Annotated in this window: 10 protein-coding genes and 1 pseudogene; 5 read left to right on the top strand and 6 right to left on the bottom strand. The window is 52.2% G+C overall.

Going from position 1 to position 14923, the window contains the following annotated elements; translation table 11 throughout:
- Window positions 1–105: 105 nt before the first annotated feature.
- From Cocul_RS12785 to mobF, 3 genes and pseudogenes are all read right to left on the bottom strand, one after another.
- On the bottom strand, window positions 106–786 hold the full coding sequence (locus Cocul_RS12785) for an EcoRI family type II restriction endonuclease (protein ID WP_245622106.1): 681 nt from the start codon (window positions 784–786) through the stop codon (window positions 106–108).
- Window positions 787–868: 82 nt separating this feature from the next.
- Window positions 869–1150: pseudogene (locus Cocul_RS13135) on the bottom strand (hypothetical protein); the annotation flags it as partial.
- A 395-nt stretch (window positions 1151–1545) separates the two neighbouring features.
- A complete protein-coding gene (gene mobF / locus Cocul_RS11755; protein WP_160318487.1) occupies window positions 1546–6054 on the bottom strand; it encodes a MobF family relaxase in 4509 nt (1502 codons plus the stop codon).
- 314 nt (window positions 6055–6368) lie between these two features.
- On the opposite strand from mobF, the gene Cocul_RS04120 reads away from it, so the two are divergent.
- The 5 genes from Cocul_RS04120 (at window position 6369) to Cocul_RS04100 (ending at window position 11916) form a co-directional block, all read left to right on the top strand.
- Window positions 6369–6755: a hypothetical protein gene (locus tag Cocul_RS04120; RefSeq protein WP_055122063.1), complete on the top strand. Its 387-nt coding sequence runs from the start codon at window positions 6369–6371 to the stop codon at window positions 6753–6755.
- 640 nt (window positions 6756–7395) lie between these two features.
- Window positions 7396–7605 (top strand): ribonuclease PH, encoded by a 210-nt coding sequence (locus Cocul_RS11745; RefSeq protein ID WP_082422162.1) that lies wholly within the window; start codon window positions 7396–7398, stop codon window positions 7603–7605.
- Window positions 7605–7982 (top strand): hypothetical protein, encoded by a 378-nt coding sequence (locus Cocul_RS11740; protein WP_169786399.1) that lies wholly within the window; start codon window positions 7605–7607, stop codon window positions 7980–7982. The genes Cocul_RS11745 and Cocul_RS11740 overlap by 1 nt, the downstream gene beginning before the upstream one ends.
- A 1046-nt stretch (window positions 7983–9028) precedes the next feature.
- Window positions 9029–10855: an HsdM family class I SAM-dependent methyltransferase gene (locus tag Cocul_RS04105; RefSeq protein WP_055122061.1), complete on the top strand. Its 1827-nt coding sequence runs from the start codon at window positions 9029–9031 to the stop codon at window positions 10853–10855.
- A complete protein-coding gene (locus Cocul_RS04100; protein ID WP_055122060.1) occupies window positions 10852–11916 on the top strand; it encodes a restriction endonuclease subunit S in 1065 nt (354 codons plus the stop codon). Before Cocul_RS04105 ends, Cocul_RS04100 begins: the two co-directional genes overlap by 4 nt.
- A gap of 325 nt (window positions 11917–12241) precedes the next feature.
- On the opposite strand, the gene Cocul_RS04095 is transcribed toward Cocul_RS04100, so the two are convergent.
- The 3 genes from Cocul_RS04095 to Cocul_RS11730 all read right to left on the bottom strand — a co-directional run bounded on the left by Cocul_RS04095 (window position 12242) and on the right by Cocul_RS11730 (window position 14787).
- A complete protein-coding gene (locus Cocul_RS04095; RefSeq protein ID WP_055122059.1) occupies window positions 12242–12583 on the bottom strand; it encodes a histone-like nucleoid-structuring protein Lsr2 in 342 nt (113 codons plus the stop codon).
- A gap of 163 nt (window positions 12584–12746) precedes the next feature.
- Window positions 12747–13433 carry a potassium channel family protein gene (locus tag Cocul_RS11735; RefSeq protein ID WP_245622105.1) on the bottom strand — a complete coding sequence of 229 codons (687 nt, stop codon included), beginning with the start codon at window positions 13431–13433 and terminating at the stop codon, window positions 12747–12749.
- Entirely contained in the window at window positions 13426–14787 is a 1362-nt protein-coding gene (locus tag Cocul_RS11730; RefSeq protein WP_082422160.1) for a TrkH family potassium uptake protein, read from the bottom strand. Before Cocul_RS11730 ends, Cocul_RS11735 begins: the two co-directional genes overlap by 8 nt.
- Window positions 14788–14923: the final 136 nt, after the last annotated feature.

Here is a 14923-nt window from a genome sequence, read left to right as displayed (position 1 = left end):
CTCTTCGGTTGGAAGTCCAGTCATAATCTCAAATAAATCACTAGCCAGTATCTTTAGTGATGTATGTGCCACGTCCAGCATAACGGCAGCCATCTCGTCAGCATTTCATTCTTCTCCGTGACCCTGTGTATAGATTGAGGTGGCTTGCAACATTATTGCCTGCCCACGGCTAGTGACTGTAATGTTCTTGCATAAGTTTGTATTAATTGGCATCGAGTAATTGGCAGCAGTGAGACGATCGATCCGATTTAGATTACTAGAGTTAAACTCCAGTTCTACCTTCCGTCCATCTGGTCGAACCACCATGATAGTTTCCGTGAGGAAGTTTGAACCTTCAAGAAATAGAACATACGGGAAATGCTTCTCACCTAGCATGTAATTAGCAACCTCTTTTATGTTCTTGTGAGAACGTTCGATTGCGTTGCCCGCTGCCATGATGTCTTGGTCTTTGTTTTTCCCTACAAGGGTTCCAGCTTTGATATTCTCAACATCTTTACCTTGATATTTAGCCTCTGTGACTAGCACGACTCGCCATTTGCCGTGGTCATCCTTTACTTCAATTATGCCGCCATCGGGCCGTATTTCAGCCTTGCGGACAAATAGTTCTTGGCCTAGTCGTCCATCGATCTCGTGCAGGCGTTTGTTGATTGCTGCCTTGGTCATTGCAGGTCTCTTACGAAACTCCATTGATGGAAACTCTTTTCGTAACATTTCCATCACCTTTGTAGTGACGTCCCCAACGCTGAGATCATGACTTCGAGCCAACTCGCCGAAGATGCCTTCCACACCCTTGTTGGCAAGGTGTTGGGTTGTCAGTCTTGCGGTCTGCCTCTTTTTCGCACCACGATTTGAACCTCCACGAATTAAATTAAGGCCTAATGAAAACATTATAGACGGTTCGCGATAATGCCATCGTGCGCTGTACAACAGTACATGCCTGCGCTCGCTCCTTTTTCTTTTCGTCCATGTCCCTTACCTTTCCTATCGCCTGCTTATATGTAGTCCTTGTTCCCATCATCACGGCTAGAATATCAGATATTTGTTGTTCTAGGCTCATGCGGTACTGAGAGAGTCGGAAGTTGAATTCTGCAAGGTAGCGTTGAAGATGGTCGAGGCTCGCAGCATGGTACACGCCTATGATTCCACGCTTGAGTAATGGCCAAAGAACTCAATACCGTTGGCGTGGATCATGCTACTAACGAACTGTTTCGCTGAGTAGTTGACGCTGTCGTGGTTTCCTCAGTCGCGCACACAGGGCATACGTCCGGGAGCTGATTCTCTCCCCAGCGTTGAGCCTCCAAAAGTACTCGTGCCGCATCTTGGGTGGGGAAATGATCGAACAGATCAATCACGCTCAGCCGCTTCATTGCTTCAAGGCTAGTCAACGTCTAGTGGTGAGTCAAGTATATGAATCCCAATCTTTTTTATCGATCATGGCGTAGCTGGAAATTCTTCCTTGTTGCAGGGTTAGAGATTGGTTGGGCGGTGCACGTTAAAGTCGTTGATGTGTATGTATCTGGGTTGTATTTCGTTTATAATTTTCTTTTATAGTTCCATATCATTCTCGGTGTGGAGTTCATGGCGTTGCTGATGGGAAGCTTGTCTAGATGTTGGGGTTGCCTGCGGGGAGGCCTTTCGTGTTGCAAGTTGTGCTACGAGATCGTCTGCAGCATCTAGGCTATAGGGGTTACTGCCATCGAGGCTTGTAGCTACTCCTGCAGGAGGTTTCCTGTTAAGGATCTCTTTAATTTTCTGGATGTACACCTGAGCTTCCTTATGCGTCAGAGGGCGGTTTTCCTCTAGCTTGTCGGCGATCCTATGGGAACGTTGCTGCCATAGCCCCTCGTCGGTACGCAGTTTTCTTGCCTTCTGTGATGCTTGATCCACGATTTCTTGGTCTTGACGCTGCGCTTGCTGGAAACGCCTTGCCCAATGTCCATCGTTGTGGGCCAGTGCGGTTGCTTTCTCAATCTCTTCGAAACTGAGCGTAGAGTTTTGGCATAAGTGCTGATAAAATTTTGCTTCCTTATCTCGTGCTGCGGTGACAGCCTCGAGATAGGTGGTGGCATCCTTGATTTTCCTCCCACGGGTAAAGATTCCTTCTTTATGTGCGGCCTGTAGCTGTGCTTGTGCGGCTGCGACTTGTTGATCGTATTGAGAAACGATTTGCCGCGATTGGATAATCGGAGCGGCGTGTTCTGCTGTCTCAAGGCAGGCGAGTCGCTCAGTACGAACTGCTTCTTCATGGGGGCGGACCTGATCAATGGTTTTTGCTCGCATTTCCCACGCCTTTGCTTGCGATGCCACTTGAGCCGCTTTATTGTCACAGTGCTGCAGGAAGCGTTCTAGCTCGTTACGCCCCATAGACTCGTATCGTGCTTGAGGTGATCGCTCGCCTGCACGTCGAACGGCCTGGATAACATCGTGGTAGGCAGTGCCCTTCACGATATCTTGTTGGCCGATTGCAAGAGCATTAGTATCGCCAATTTCACGACCTGCGGCGATGAGACGGACTGCGTGGACCCATTTTTCGTGATAGTCCTCGTCCTCGGGGCGGTAATCACCGATGGCTGTCACCCACGTGGGGTGATGAGCAACAGCGTGATCTGCGGCTTCCTCAAGTCGTTGGAGAATCCCTTGAGCAGCATGGGACATTGCCTGATGAATCTCAGGATCCATGCTCTCGTCTCGTGCTAGTGGCGGGTTGAGGCCGGTGATTGACCATAGATCATCATCGCTGGTGATAGGGGAGGAGTCCTCTCCTAGAGCGTTTGATAACTCCATCCGCACCAGGAACGCTAAAGACTCAGTAGGGGAATCAGTATTGTCATTGTCGCGGGCAACGATCCAGTCCTCCTTATTATCTGCACGTTCTTCCTCGAATCGATGCCATGCACGCTCAATGGCATCGGTTAGCAGCGTGGTGTTATCCGAGCGTTGTTGGTTTATGGTGGCAAGCGCAGAACCAAGGCGTGGAGTTTGCCAATCATCACGCAATAATTCTGCTGCTTGTTCATAGCCTGCGCGGTGAGCGGAATCAGCCACGGTGTCACAGATAAGTTGGTTGCTTAGCTCGGTATAGACCAAGGACAAGGTAGCAAAATCGGATGGCGCGTCTGCTTGTTCAAGAATGGCACGCGCGGTCACGGAACGTCCATCACGGGTGAGAATTGACTCTAAAACCTCACGTGCGGATGGTGGTTGCATCTGTGGAGAGTGATCATCAAGGTCTGGTATTTCATCATCGGGAACATAGATACGGTTGAGAGTCTTCCCGCGCGTGAGTCCCACGTAGAGGCCTTGGCGGTCCATTTTTGGGGAGGGGAGGAAGAAGGATTCGTCCACAGTCATGCCCTGGGAGCGGTGCACTGTTGAGGCGTAACCTAGCTCAACATTGGCTTTCACATAGTTGGCGGGAAGCTCTACGACGTTACCGGTCTCGTGGTGTTGTACACGCAAACCACCGTCCTTATGTGTCTTGATGACTGTCCATAGGTCACCGTTTTTCACACGGTGGGCGTTGTTGTACCCAAACCGAATCTTTCCGTTGTTAGCACGTGTGACGACCACATCGCCGTGCGCTGCATGCCGCCCATGGTAGATCTCGACTTCCTTTTCCCCTTTTTCTGGGGTCACGATGCCGGTGTCGATGAAGTGGTTCCGGGCCATTTCGTTGAGGGCATCGACGGTTACGTTATCCCCGGCGATCATGATTGCGGTGTTGCCCTTGGCGGTGGAAGCACACCAATCCTGGAACACTGCACCGGGGAGTTCTTCACGAAGGCCGGTGACGATACGGTCGTTGTGGAAGTACCAATCTAGTGCTTCTGAGTTACCGTCGCGCAGTTTTAAGGTGGCTGCTGCTTCCTCTGGGTCTTTGAATCGGCGTACTTCTCGAAGCACGGGAGCATCAGTAAGGGTAGCGATTTCTTCGAGGATGCCTCCGGTATCAACTGAGGCAAGTTGGTCAGGATCGCCTACCATGCGTACGAAAGCGCCGACCTTCGTGGCGTACGCTAAGACTGCATCGAGGTCTTTTGTCGAGGCCATACCGGCTTCATCGATAAGCAGAACATCGCCGGAACCTAGCATCTTTCGTGGCTCATCGGTGCCCTGATGAGGGGGCTCAGGTTGTGCAGTATGGCTGGCTTTGGTGATGAGCGAGGCCAAGGTTTGTGCCTCGACTCCTAGAGATTCCCCAAGAACTTCTGCTGCTTTTGCCGACGGTGCAAGGCCTACAACTGTGCGCCCGTCAGCCTCGACTGCTCGAGCAAATGCCTCCATAGCAGTGGTTTTGCCGGTTCCTGCTGCCCCGATACCGACCGCGATGCGTGCAGGGGAAAACAGCAGGTGGCGTACAAAATCTGTCTGCTCATTACTCAAAGCGTAACCGTTTTTCTCCTCTAAGGAGGTCAGTGTTTGAGCAAGATTTTCTTCGGTTGAGGTGTTGACGAGCCACTGAGATGCAGCATTGGTGAGGCGTTGTTCCGCCTGGATGATGCCCTCACTGGTGTATCTACGTGAACCGTGAGAGACGAAAATTGACTCACCATCTTGCCGTTTCGGTCCACCGGGAATGATCTCTCGCTGGTCTACGCAGATGCTTTTTCCCTCAAGGGTGAGGTTTAGTAGGCGTGTGACTGCTTGTTTTTTCTGCTCTAGGTTGGCGAACTTATAAGCGCTGATTTGTCGGTAGATCTCTGACTCCACACGCATAGAAGTCCAGGTAGAGGAGTTTTTTTCCACTGCAGAAAGTACACGTGAGGAGATGTCATCATCACGAGACGGATCGTAGAACATGGTCCGTTCGTGCTGCCTATCCTTGCTGGAAAACACATCCTTCAGGACACTCGCAGTAGTGAAGTCTTGGGATATTTCGTTTGCCTGTTTGCGCCATCCGGCCACCATCTCCTTGAGGCTTTTCGGTTCTGCTTTCGCACTTCGGGTCTCAAGATTGGCTTGTTCGGCGAGCTTGATCTGGACGGATTTCGAGGGCTCACGGCCGTAGTTTGCGCGGTAGTTTTCGATGAGTTCACGCTGCTTAGCGAGCACATCGCGTCGTCTGGACATGGCGTCCATGAGCTTTTCTGGGATGCCATTGATCTCCCATACGGGGCGTTTTCCGCGCTTTTCTACAGGGGAAAACGACACGCCTGCGTATTGTTCCACGAGCTCTTTCACGCGGTTGTTGTAGTGTTCTGAAGCGGTCACTGCGTGCCGGTACAGGACAGTCCCATCGATGGTTCGGTGCTTTCCTTCGGACAAGACTCGGTTCAGAATCGCACAGTGTGTGTGCAGGTTGGGGTCTCCTGCTCGGTTGTCCCAGTGCACAAATTTTGCAGCAATCATGCCTTCACAGTCCAACTTCTTGACCCCCTGGGCTCCTGCTCGGGTGTACAAAGCGTTGTCTTCTATCCAGCTCAACGTGTCATCTACTGCTTCGTGGTGGGCGCGCATGATGGCCTTGCGAGTGGCATCATCTCCGATTGCCCAGAGCACAGATACCGACTTCATGGGAGTAAAAACCAGGTCGTATCCTGCTACTGCGTGGTGTGCTTTGCGCTTCTGTTCAGCGATGAAAAACCGCACTTCAGCAGGGTCATGATGCCCGGTTTCCATCATGTCTTTAGCGATGAGTGTTTCAATGTGCTCGCGTTCTTCGGTGGTGGGGACTCTGCCGTGTGCGCGGATAAATGTTTCTTTCCTGGCTGCGAACTCAGCAAGAAACGGTACCTCTTTGTTGAAGTTTGGGGCTCGTCTTCCGAGCCGAACTGCATCGATTGCTTGGGGGATTCGGTGGCCATCTTTGAGCAGTTCAGGGATTTTTTCATCTGCGTTGGGGTGCAGAAACTCCCCAAAAGCTGCTGCCATCTGCTCTTCAGTGATGACTCCTTCTATGCCAAGTGCGGCAGCTCCTTTGCCCCACCAGGTACCTTCTGGCATGCCATGCGCGGAGTAGTAATCCACCAAAGCTTGGCCCTGACGGCGTCCATCGGCAGAAGCAACTTGCCGGGTGAGGTACAGGTACCCGTCCCCAGCGGTGAGCTTCTTCATGGACATCATATGAGCTAATCATAGTACAAGGAGTAATAGTGCAAGAGGTGTGTGCATCTTTTAGGTTCGCGCACAGGGTGCGCGACTGCTAGTGGGTGTCTGAACTTGTCTTTTGTGGAATGCTGGAGGTGTGGCGGGGGTAGGTTTGCGTCGGTGTTGTTGGCGGCTGGATCGAGTTTTGTCGATGATTTGAGTACAGTTTTGGTAGGCTTGTGTGTGTTGGATGTGGTGGTGTTGAGGTTGGTGTTGGTTTCCCCTCCGGTGCGCGGCTGAGGTTTGTGTGCTTGTGGGGTATGAGGAAAGGTGTTGTTGATATGGCTACGACGAAGAGGCGTCTGGAGTTGGCTTTGGCGTCTCGGCGTGAGAAAGCGTTGGCTGACCGTGAACCGGAGTTGGTAGCGCTGGCGAAGGTTGATGCGGCTTTAGCGGAACTTCATCAGGCCCGTGTGGGGGTGGGGCGGGCGCTGAAGGAAGCTTCAGAGGTTGTACGGCCGCGTGCTCTCGCACGGGAGACTGGTCTTAAGGCGTCAGAGCGTAAGGCGCTGCTGGAACTTGCAGAGGGATCATCTACTGAGGCACATAAAGAAGATGTCGCTGAGGAAACTGAAGAACTTCAGACCAGCGACAGCGGTACCGAGGACACCCCGGCCGCGAATCAATCTTTTTCCACTGCGAGTTACAGTCCAGTGAACGCAGTCTAGCTCGTGGGGACTCCCTGGTCACAGCTCGCGCTTTTCCCTCCCCCTCGCAGACCACTTCCCAACGCCAGGAAGTCCATCGCGGAATGCCTCGCGCGTGAGCATCGTGCCGCATTTGGAGATTACCGAGGCGGATAGACGGCGCTTTTACTCACACGTAGTAGTCACCGAGCACTGCTGGATCTGGGTAGGCGGTATCTCTACTCCTGATGGCTACGGCCGGTACACCTGGCAACGAGGTGGGAAGCAGTGCACGATGTCAGCGCACCGTTTTTCTCTAATGGCCTACGGTGCCATTATCCCGCCAGGGATGGTGGCGGAGCATCAGTGTAATGAGCCACTGTGCGTGCGCCCGGGGCCTGGTCATGTCGTAGTCTCCACGCAGTCGGAAAACCTCTCCTACGCAGTCCGCACTGGCCGTCACATGGGGAACATTCCTGGGGCAGGACAAGATCGGGTTGCTCGGTCACGGAGGGTGAGAGAAGCAGTGCGAAATGGATGGGATCTATCGACATACCAGCAAGCGTGCGAGCCTCCCGAACCTCAGCTGTTTTAGGTGATTCACGGGAAACTTATCGATGCACGGCTAGTGAAACTGTCTTTCTCACTTGACGGAATTTGTCTTTTTGTGTAGACTAAAACTATGAAGCGGTCAGCAGTCATCAAAAAACTCAAGGCAGAAGCAAAGCGTCGTGGGCTTGAGTTTGAGGAGATTCCGCTGAGTCGTCACGATGCCTACCGAGTAGGTAGCACTACGAAGACGCTGGGACGTCATCGTGAGATTGATGATCTGACAGCTCGGAAATTTTTTGATCAGTTTGCACACGAACTGGGTAAAGGATGGTGGCGGTGATGGTAACTTTCACAGTGACCGCTCAACGAGGTAAAAGCTCAGTATGGGTTCTTGAGGTACCAGAGCTGGGAGTTGTCTCCCAGACACGCAGCCTGGCCCATGCTGATGCTGAAGTGCGCGAGGCCGTGGCGTATCAATCTGGTCTTGATGAATCGGAGTTTGATCTTGATGTTGTTCCGGTACTCCCAGACGAAGTTCGTCATCTCAAGGATCAGGCGGATGAACTTCAAAGTAAGGCTGATGAAGCAACGCGAGAGGCCGTGCGGGCGAAGCGCAGCGTAGCGGCAGCGCTTAAAGGAGAAGGGTATTCGATCCGCGATATGGGAAGGATTCTAGGCGTCTCACACCAGCGTGCTGCGGATCTAGCAGCAGGGTAGGAAACTACGCGCCGCCGAGGGGATGAAGAGTTCGAGGAGCCCTGCGCGAAAGATGGGATGTGGAGACGTACGCCCAGGCATGTAGAATGACCGTACCAGTGCTTTTTAAGCCTGTATCTCAACCACAGGTCAAAACACAATACGCCCCAGAAGATCTGGGGCGTATTGTTTGTGTCTGGGCTACGCGGCGACAAGTTTTTGCGCTCGCTGGTAGGAGACCCCGAGGAGAGTGCCGATGTCGATGAGTGAAATGCCGTTGTTGGAGAGTTCGTGGACGGTGTCACGCATTGCTTGGGTGGCTTCTTCTCGCATGCGGGCGGCAGCAGCAGCTTTTCTCGGACTGCGGCTGCTTTTTGTTCGTTCTCGTCGGTGACCTCGACAAGGATAGTGGCAGTCTCAGGGGAGGACGCTAGCTCTGGGAAAAACGTCAGGGCATCGCGTACCGTATCGGGGATTTGGTCGAGACGGCGGGTTTGAGTGAGCAGTCCAGGTTCTTCGCGGAGTTGGGCGACCTGCCAGCCGTCCTCGCGACCACCTTCAGCGGTGACCATTGTGTGCCCAGTTTGTTTGGCGTAATTGATAAATCTGTTGGCGGTGCGCTTCCCCTGCCTTGCGTACCACTACCGCGCGCAAGAGCGCACTGAGGCCTGCTCCCATAGCAAAGTCTGCCAGGAGGGTGAAGACTACGTCATGGAGGACGGCAGCGTAGTCGAATTGAGGACAGGACTAACCTCTAAGCTCTAGGCTGGAGGTATAAAAATGGGACTTATATATTTAACTCACCAGTAGGTATTGGCTAGCATCGAGTCCATGAAGCAGCCGAGCTTGATTGACTTGATTAAGCGTTCACCGAACCAGATATGCTGCTGAATGTCTATGACATACTATGACCACCCCTGTCACGTGGCGTCGTGATCGCACCACCATACGCCACAAGGAAGGCCCTCTGCCGTGTGTGCGAGATTGCGCGAGTGGCGGGCTCTCCCCCACCAGGGTGTTCGACGCACTGAACGGAGTCGGCGCGTATGCCGAGAAGGAGCAGACAGATGCCACGGTTTGAGACTGAAGACCAGGTGCGGGAGTATGCAGGCAAGATCCTTGGCTTCGAGTCTGTGGATCCAAAGACAGCGAAGGCTGGCGTTGGTCAGATTACGACGATGAAGACTCTTGGTTTTCATGGTGAAGGAGTGATGCTGAAGCCTGATGGTTGGTATCTGCCAGCAGATCGAGGGCTTGTGGCGTTGGCTTTGGAGACGAAGGCGCCTGACGCTATGGCTATTGATGCACCTGAGCTGCGCAACCAAGTCGAGAAGTACTGCGACGTTATGCGCACGCGATATGACGTGGTCATCGGTATCGTCTTCGACGGTGAACGCACCCGCGCTTATGTGAATGGCCGCTCTCTTGAGGTACCCGATGAGTTGCAGCCCAAAGAGTACTACTTCGAGAAGCTCATGGAACGCCCGATCGACAAGGAGCGCATCTACGAGCTGACGATGCGCATCAACAACTCGCTACACGGCGACTTCGGTATCAAGAATCTTTATCACCGCATGATTTTCACTGCCTGCGCCCTGGTTGCACGGCGCTACGATGCGGTGCTGGTGCGCGGGATGGACTACGCAGACTTCCACACAGGGATTTTGAACGCGCTCAATAAGGCAATTCGCGCTGATAAGGAGCAGAACTCGAAGCTGCAACTCTTGTCGGATGTGTACTCCGAGATCAAGATGAATGTGTCGACTGATGAGGATGATCTGAGGGCGGTGCGGCGCTTGACTGATCTCATCGGAGACTTTATCGATTGGGTCACTGAGATCTCCGGTTTGATTAACTCAAGCGCATGGGACGGCGAAGATGTGATGGCCATCTTCTTCAACGAGTTCAACCGCTACAAGAAGAAGAGCGAATCTGGTCAGATCTTCACACCTGATCACGTGACGGGCTTTATGTACCGTCTGCTAGGCGTGAATAAGGATGACCGCATCCTCGATGCGTGCGCTGGCTCAGGGTCGTTCCTGGTGAAGGCCATGAGCAATATGATGCGCGAAGCTGGTGGTGCGAATACACGCAAGGCACGCCAGATTAAGCGTGAGCAGCTCTACGGCATGGAGTTCGACCGTGAGATCTTCGCTCTCGCCTGTGCAAACATGCTCATCCACAAGGATGGTAAGACGAATCTTGCACACATGGACGCACGCACAGAAACTGCAAGTGACTGGATTAAGGCAACGAAGGCCACCAAGATCATGATGAACCCGCCGTATGAGAACAAGTTTGGCTGCATGATCATCGTGGAAAATGTGCTCGACAGCGTTGATCGCGGAACGCTGTGCGGGTTCATCCTGCCTGATAAGAAGCTTGAGAAGACTTCGAAGGGGCAGATGTCGCGGATCTTGCGCCATCATCAATTGATGAAGGTCGTGAAGATGCCAGAGAACCTGTTCTTTGGCATTGGAATGACAACTTCGATCTTCATCTTTAAGGCGGGTATTCCACAAGGAGACAAGAAATTCTTTGCGATGAACATCGAGGAAGACGGTCTCATCACAGTCAAGAACAAGGGGCGCCATGACGTGTACAACAAGTGGCCTGCGATCGAGGATTACTGGGTCGATGCCATCGAGCGTAATGACGATAGCCGCTACGGTACGGGGCAGTGGAATAGCACGGATGACTGCTTGAGCTGGCAGGCTCCGGTCAAGCCGTTTGAGCTACATGAAGAAGACCTTGCGCGTGCGGCGATGGACTATGCCATATTCCAGCGCGGATTGGATGGCAAGGCTCTGCGTGAGAAGGTCGGCATGATTGCCACCTACTCGGCGCACGTGAGCGAAAATCCTGATGCCATTATCATGGAGGTGCTCAAGTGACGACGATTGACACATCACAGTGGGGTGAATTTCGCGTCGTTGATTTGTTTGAGCGCATCGAGCGTGGACGTGGTAGCGGTGCCGGTTCCTACATGGATGGAGATGTCCCTTACATCGCAGCCAGCTTTGCCAACAACGGTTTTGTTCGTCTAGTTGAAGACCAAGATGGAGCCTTGACGAGTAAGGGTAATTGTATTGCACTTATTAGCAACGGTAATGGTGGTATCGGGCGGAATACATATCAGCCGGTAGATTTCGTAGGTAGCAGCGATCTCCAGTTGGCATATCATCACCGCTTGAACGAATGGAACGGCTTATTCCTCGTCGCCTGCTTGAATAAGAGCATTGAACGTTATAACTACAGCTTTGCGTGGAAGAGGACGGGAAAAGTTTTTCAGGAAGAGACTGTCTTCCTCCCTCAAACAGAGAATGCTGAGCCTGATTGGGCGCTCATGGAGCAAACGATGCGCAACTGTATGAGAGGGCAACAGAAGGAACTTGATTCTCTTGTGACGCTCGATGAATTGAAGCCGCGCGAGATTGACACCTCGGAATGGGGCGAGTTCCAAATCGATGAGCTATTCGATGTAGTGAAAGGCTCACGACTGACGACAGTTGAGCGTTTCCCTGGTGAGATCCCTTATGTTGGAGCATCTCAGTTCAACAACGGGATTACCCACTACATCGGCAATGAGGAAAAGGTACACCCCGGTGGGGTTCTTACGGTGTGCTACAATGGTCCTGTTGGAACGACGTTTTATCAGCCAGTTCCGTTCTGGGCCACGGATGACGTGAACGTGCTTTATCCAAAGGCGGACGTTTCGGCATCTGCACTCTTGTTTGTTGCCCCGATAATTGAAAAAGTTGGATCGGGGTATGCGTATATCGACAAGTGGAAGCTTTCTGATATGAAATCGGCAATTATTCGATTGCCGATTGATGCAACTGGTGATCCCGATTGGGCACGGATGGAAGCAGAAATGAAGGTTCTGATGGCTGATAAGGGGTCAGGTATCAGTATCTTGTCATCAATGACTCGCGCTTTAACAGTCCAAGACTAAACGAAGGGCTGACTGCGACTGGCTGAGCCTGTGCCTCTGACGTGGGTGCAGGCTCAGTTGCTTTCTGCCTTGAAGAAGCACTCACAGCAGCACGGCTCGTCTGCTCCGGGTGTGACCTCGGCGAACAGCACGTGCACCGCTTCAAGTGGCACGTTGTAGGTCTGGGACCAGTCGATCCCCACCCCAACGCTGAGTCTCCAGGAACACCCTCGCCGCGTCTTGATTGGGGAACCGCTCAAACAAATCAACCAAGCTCAGATGCTCCATGAACAGTCCCGCCTGGTTGGTGTTGAGCAGGGCTGTTCATGAAATATAGAATCTCTATTTATTTGTGGGCGGCGTCATACGCCTCGATGATTTCCGTAGGGATCTTGCCCCGCAGGGAAATTTCCTTGCCCTGGTCAATTGCCCACTGACGAATCTCGCGTGCACGACCGTTAGTGGTTACACCACGGGTGCGACGGATTTTCTGAGTGGGGGCGACATGCTTACGAGCTACCTGGATATAGGGTTGCAGGGTCTCGCGGAATTTTTCGGCGTTTTTCTCGGAGAGGTCAATGATGTATGTGTCGTTGTCCACTCCGAAGATGACAGATTGAACCTCTTCTGCGCTGAGGGGGTTGCCGGAAAGATCATCGAAGAATTGAGTAACTTCCTTACGTGCCATGGAGGCATCCTCTTTCTTTGGGTATATTTTGACGTTGGCATGCTACGTTACTTTAACGGTTGGCTCATGTGCAAATGAAGCAGGGACTTGTATGAACGTAGCGTGTTGGTGTTGCGATTTTTCTGGGGGCTTTACTCTTGCCTCCTTAGAGGCTGCGTCGGGTTCACTGGGCAGGGATCTGCTCTAATTTTGTTGGTTTACCAGCGAGAATAACGAGGTCGTCTTTTGTGAGCGTGGCGCCTGGTTGGACAGGTCCCCATACTCCGTTAACCCTGGCTGATACGATGTGGACACCATACTTTTGTATGAGGTAACCGTTATCGACTCTCTGTGTGCGGAGGAACTTGGGAGGGACCATCTTGATCATCCCATAGTCATTGTCGAACTCTGCGAACTCTTGGAACTTTCCGGCAAGGAGGTGAGCAACGCGACGACCTGTTTCACGCTCGGGTCGGACGACATGGTGTACGCCTACTTGGCTAAGGATACGTGCGTGCGCATCGGAATCGGCCTTTGCCCAGATATCCTTTGCGCCAAGTTCGACTAAATTGGATGCGGTGAGGATCGAGGCCTCCAGGTTGCTGCCAATGCCGATCACAACTTTGTCGAAGTTCAAAGCGCCTAGTTGAACCAAGGTTTCAGTTTCGGTTGTGTCGGCTACGATTGCTTCTGTGAGCTGTGTGCGATGCTCTTGAATGATGCGTGTGCTGGTATCGATTCCTAGTACATCAACCCCGTGGCTGATTAATTCATCGGCAACGGCAGAGCCGAAGCGTCCTAACCCAATGACCATGACGGAGTCGAGGTCAATTTTGTTATGGCGGCTGAGAATTTTGCCTAAGTTAGCCAATGAAGGGCCTTTCTTCAGGATAGGAGAACTGTCGTTGTGAGGACTTCGCTGCTAAAGAAGCTACGAGTGTTATGGGACCAATGCGGCCGAGGTACATTAAAGCGCAGATGATGATTTGGGAAGCGCCGGAAAGATTGGCAGTGATCCCTGTTGATAGTCCCACTGTGGAGAATGCTGAGATGACCTCGAAGGAAATTTGGTCGGCAGAAAATTGAGGTTCTAGGACCCTTAGTAGGCCAACGGAGATTGTGACAGAAATGATTCCGGCGGCGAATACTGTTAGTGATTGTCGTGTAACTTCATTGGGTATTTTTCTTCCATGTATTGTGGTATCTTGGTGCCCCTTGAATTGGGCTATCATGGCGGCGCAGAGAATGGCAAAGGTTGTTATCTTTACGCCTCCTGCTGTCCCGGCGGACCCTCCTCCAATGAACATGAGGATATCGGTGCCCATCAAAGTGGTGGGGTGCATGGATCCGTAGTCGATGGAATTGAAACCAGCGGTCCTGGGGGAGGCTCCTTGAAAAAATGCAGCTAAAATTTTCGACCCTGCGGGCAAGTGGTGTAGTGCTCCTGCCCATTCAAGGTTTGCTACCATCATGGTTCCCGCTGCTATGAGGATTGCCGTTCCGGTAAGTGAGATCCTTGCGGTTAGAGAAAGGCGGTTGGATGTTTTTCTTCCGGTTTTCCGCCAAGCCGTTATTTTGTCGATGATCTCAATTACGACGGGGAAGCCTATTCCTCCTATTATGAAAGATAGGGATAGGGGGATGATGATCCATATGTCGGAAACATAGCGGGTGAGGCTGTCTGCCTCGAGGGCGAACCCTGCGTTGTTAAAAGCAGATATTGAATAGAATATTCCAGACCATAGTGCTTCATGAAAAGATTTCCCATAGGATATGGCCATGCGTGTTGCGATGATGCTCGCCGTGGTGAGTTCACAAAAAACTGTAAGGAAAAAGGTGGCGATGAGTATTTTTTTAACATTGGCGGTAGTGAGGGAACGCCCTTCCGCTGTTGCGGTAACGCGCCACCGCAGACTCATGTGGCCGGTGATGATCATCCCTGCTAGTGAGGTAAGGCCCATGATTCCGAAGCCGCCGATCTGGATAAGCGCGATTATTACGGCTTGTCCAGTGCCGCTCCAGTGGGAACTGGTGTCAACTACTGCCAGTCCAGTCATTGATACAGCTGAGGTGGCGGTAAAAAACGAGGTGAGTAGGGAGGTGGAGTGGTGTGACGCTGATGCGAATGGCAGGGATAAAAGCACAGACCCGACTGCGATCGTGGCGAGAAACCCAATGGCGACCAGTCTAGCTGGGTGCCGATGAGGTAGCTGTGTTTTAAGCACTACTAAGATTGTAGTCTTTGCTTTCTGGGATACAAGTCTTAACTTTATTTTCTACAGATTTTTCTGATAGTTTTGGTTCTCAATTGGCGGGACTGTGCTGTGGCGATGTGCGTTGAAGTAGAGCTTTCATGGGCAG

Source organism: Corynebacterium oculi, assembly GCF_001412105.1.
Classification (GTDB): domain Bacteria; phylum Actinomycetota; class Actinomycetes; order Mycobacteriales; family Mycobacteriaceae; genus Corynebacterium; species Corynebacterium oculi.
Note: the sequence above shows the minus strand (reverse complement) of the source record. Positions and strands in the feature narration are given on the sequence as shown.

What these genes read in the sequence shown, in the direction of transcription:
- mobF (WP_160318487.1), bottom strand. Translation starts at nt 6,054, where the DNA reads ATGAAGAAGCTCACCGCTGGGGACGGGTACCTGTACCTCACCCGGCAA.
- Cocul_RS04120 (WP_055122063.1), top strand. Translation starts at nt 6,369, where the DNA reads ATGGCTACGACGAAGAGGCGTCTGGAGTTGGCTTTGGCGTCTCGGCGT.
- Cocul_RS11745 (WP_082422162.1), top strand. Translation starts at nt 7,396, where the DNA reads ATGAAGCGGTCAGCAGTCATCAAAAAACTCAAGGCAGAAGCAAAGCGT.
- Cocul_RS11740 (WP_169786399.1), top strand. Translation starts at nt 7,605, where the DNA reads ATGGTAACTTTCACAGTGACCGCTCAACGAGGTAAAAGCTCAGTATGG.
- Cocul_RS04105 (WP_055122061.1), top strand. Translation starts at nt 9,029, where the DNA reads ATGCCACGGTTTGAGACTGAAGACCAGGTGCGGGAGTATGCAGGCAAG.
- Cocul_RS04095 (WP_055122059.1), bottom strand. Translation starts at nt 12,583, where the DNA reads ATGGCACGTAAGGAAGTTACTCAATTCTTCGATGATCTTTCCGGCAAC.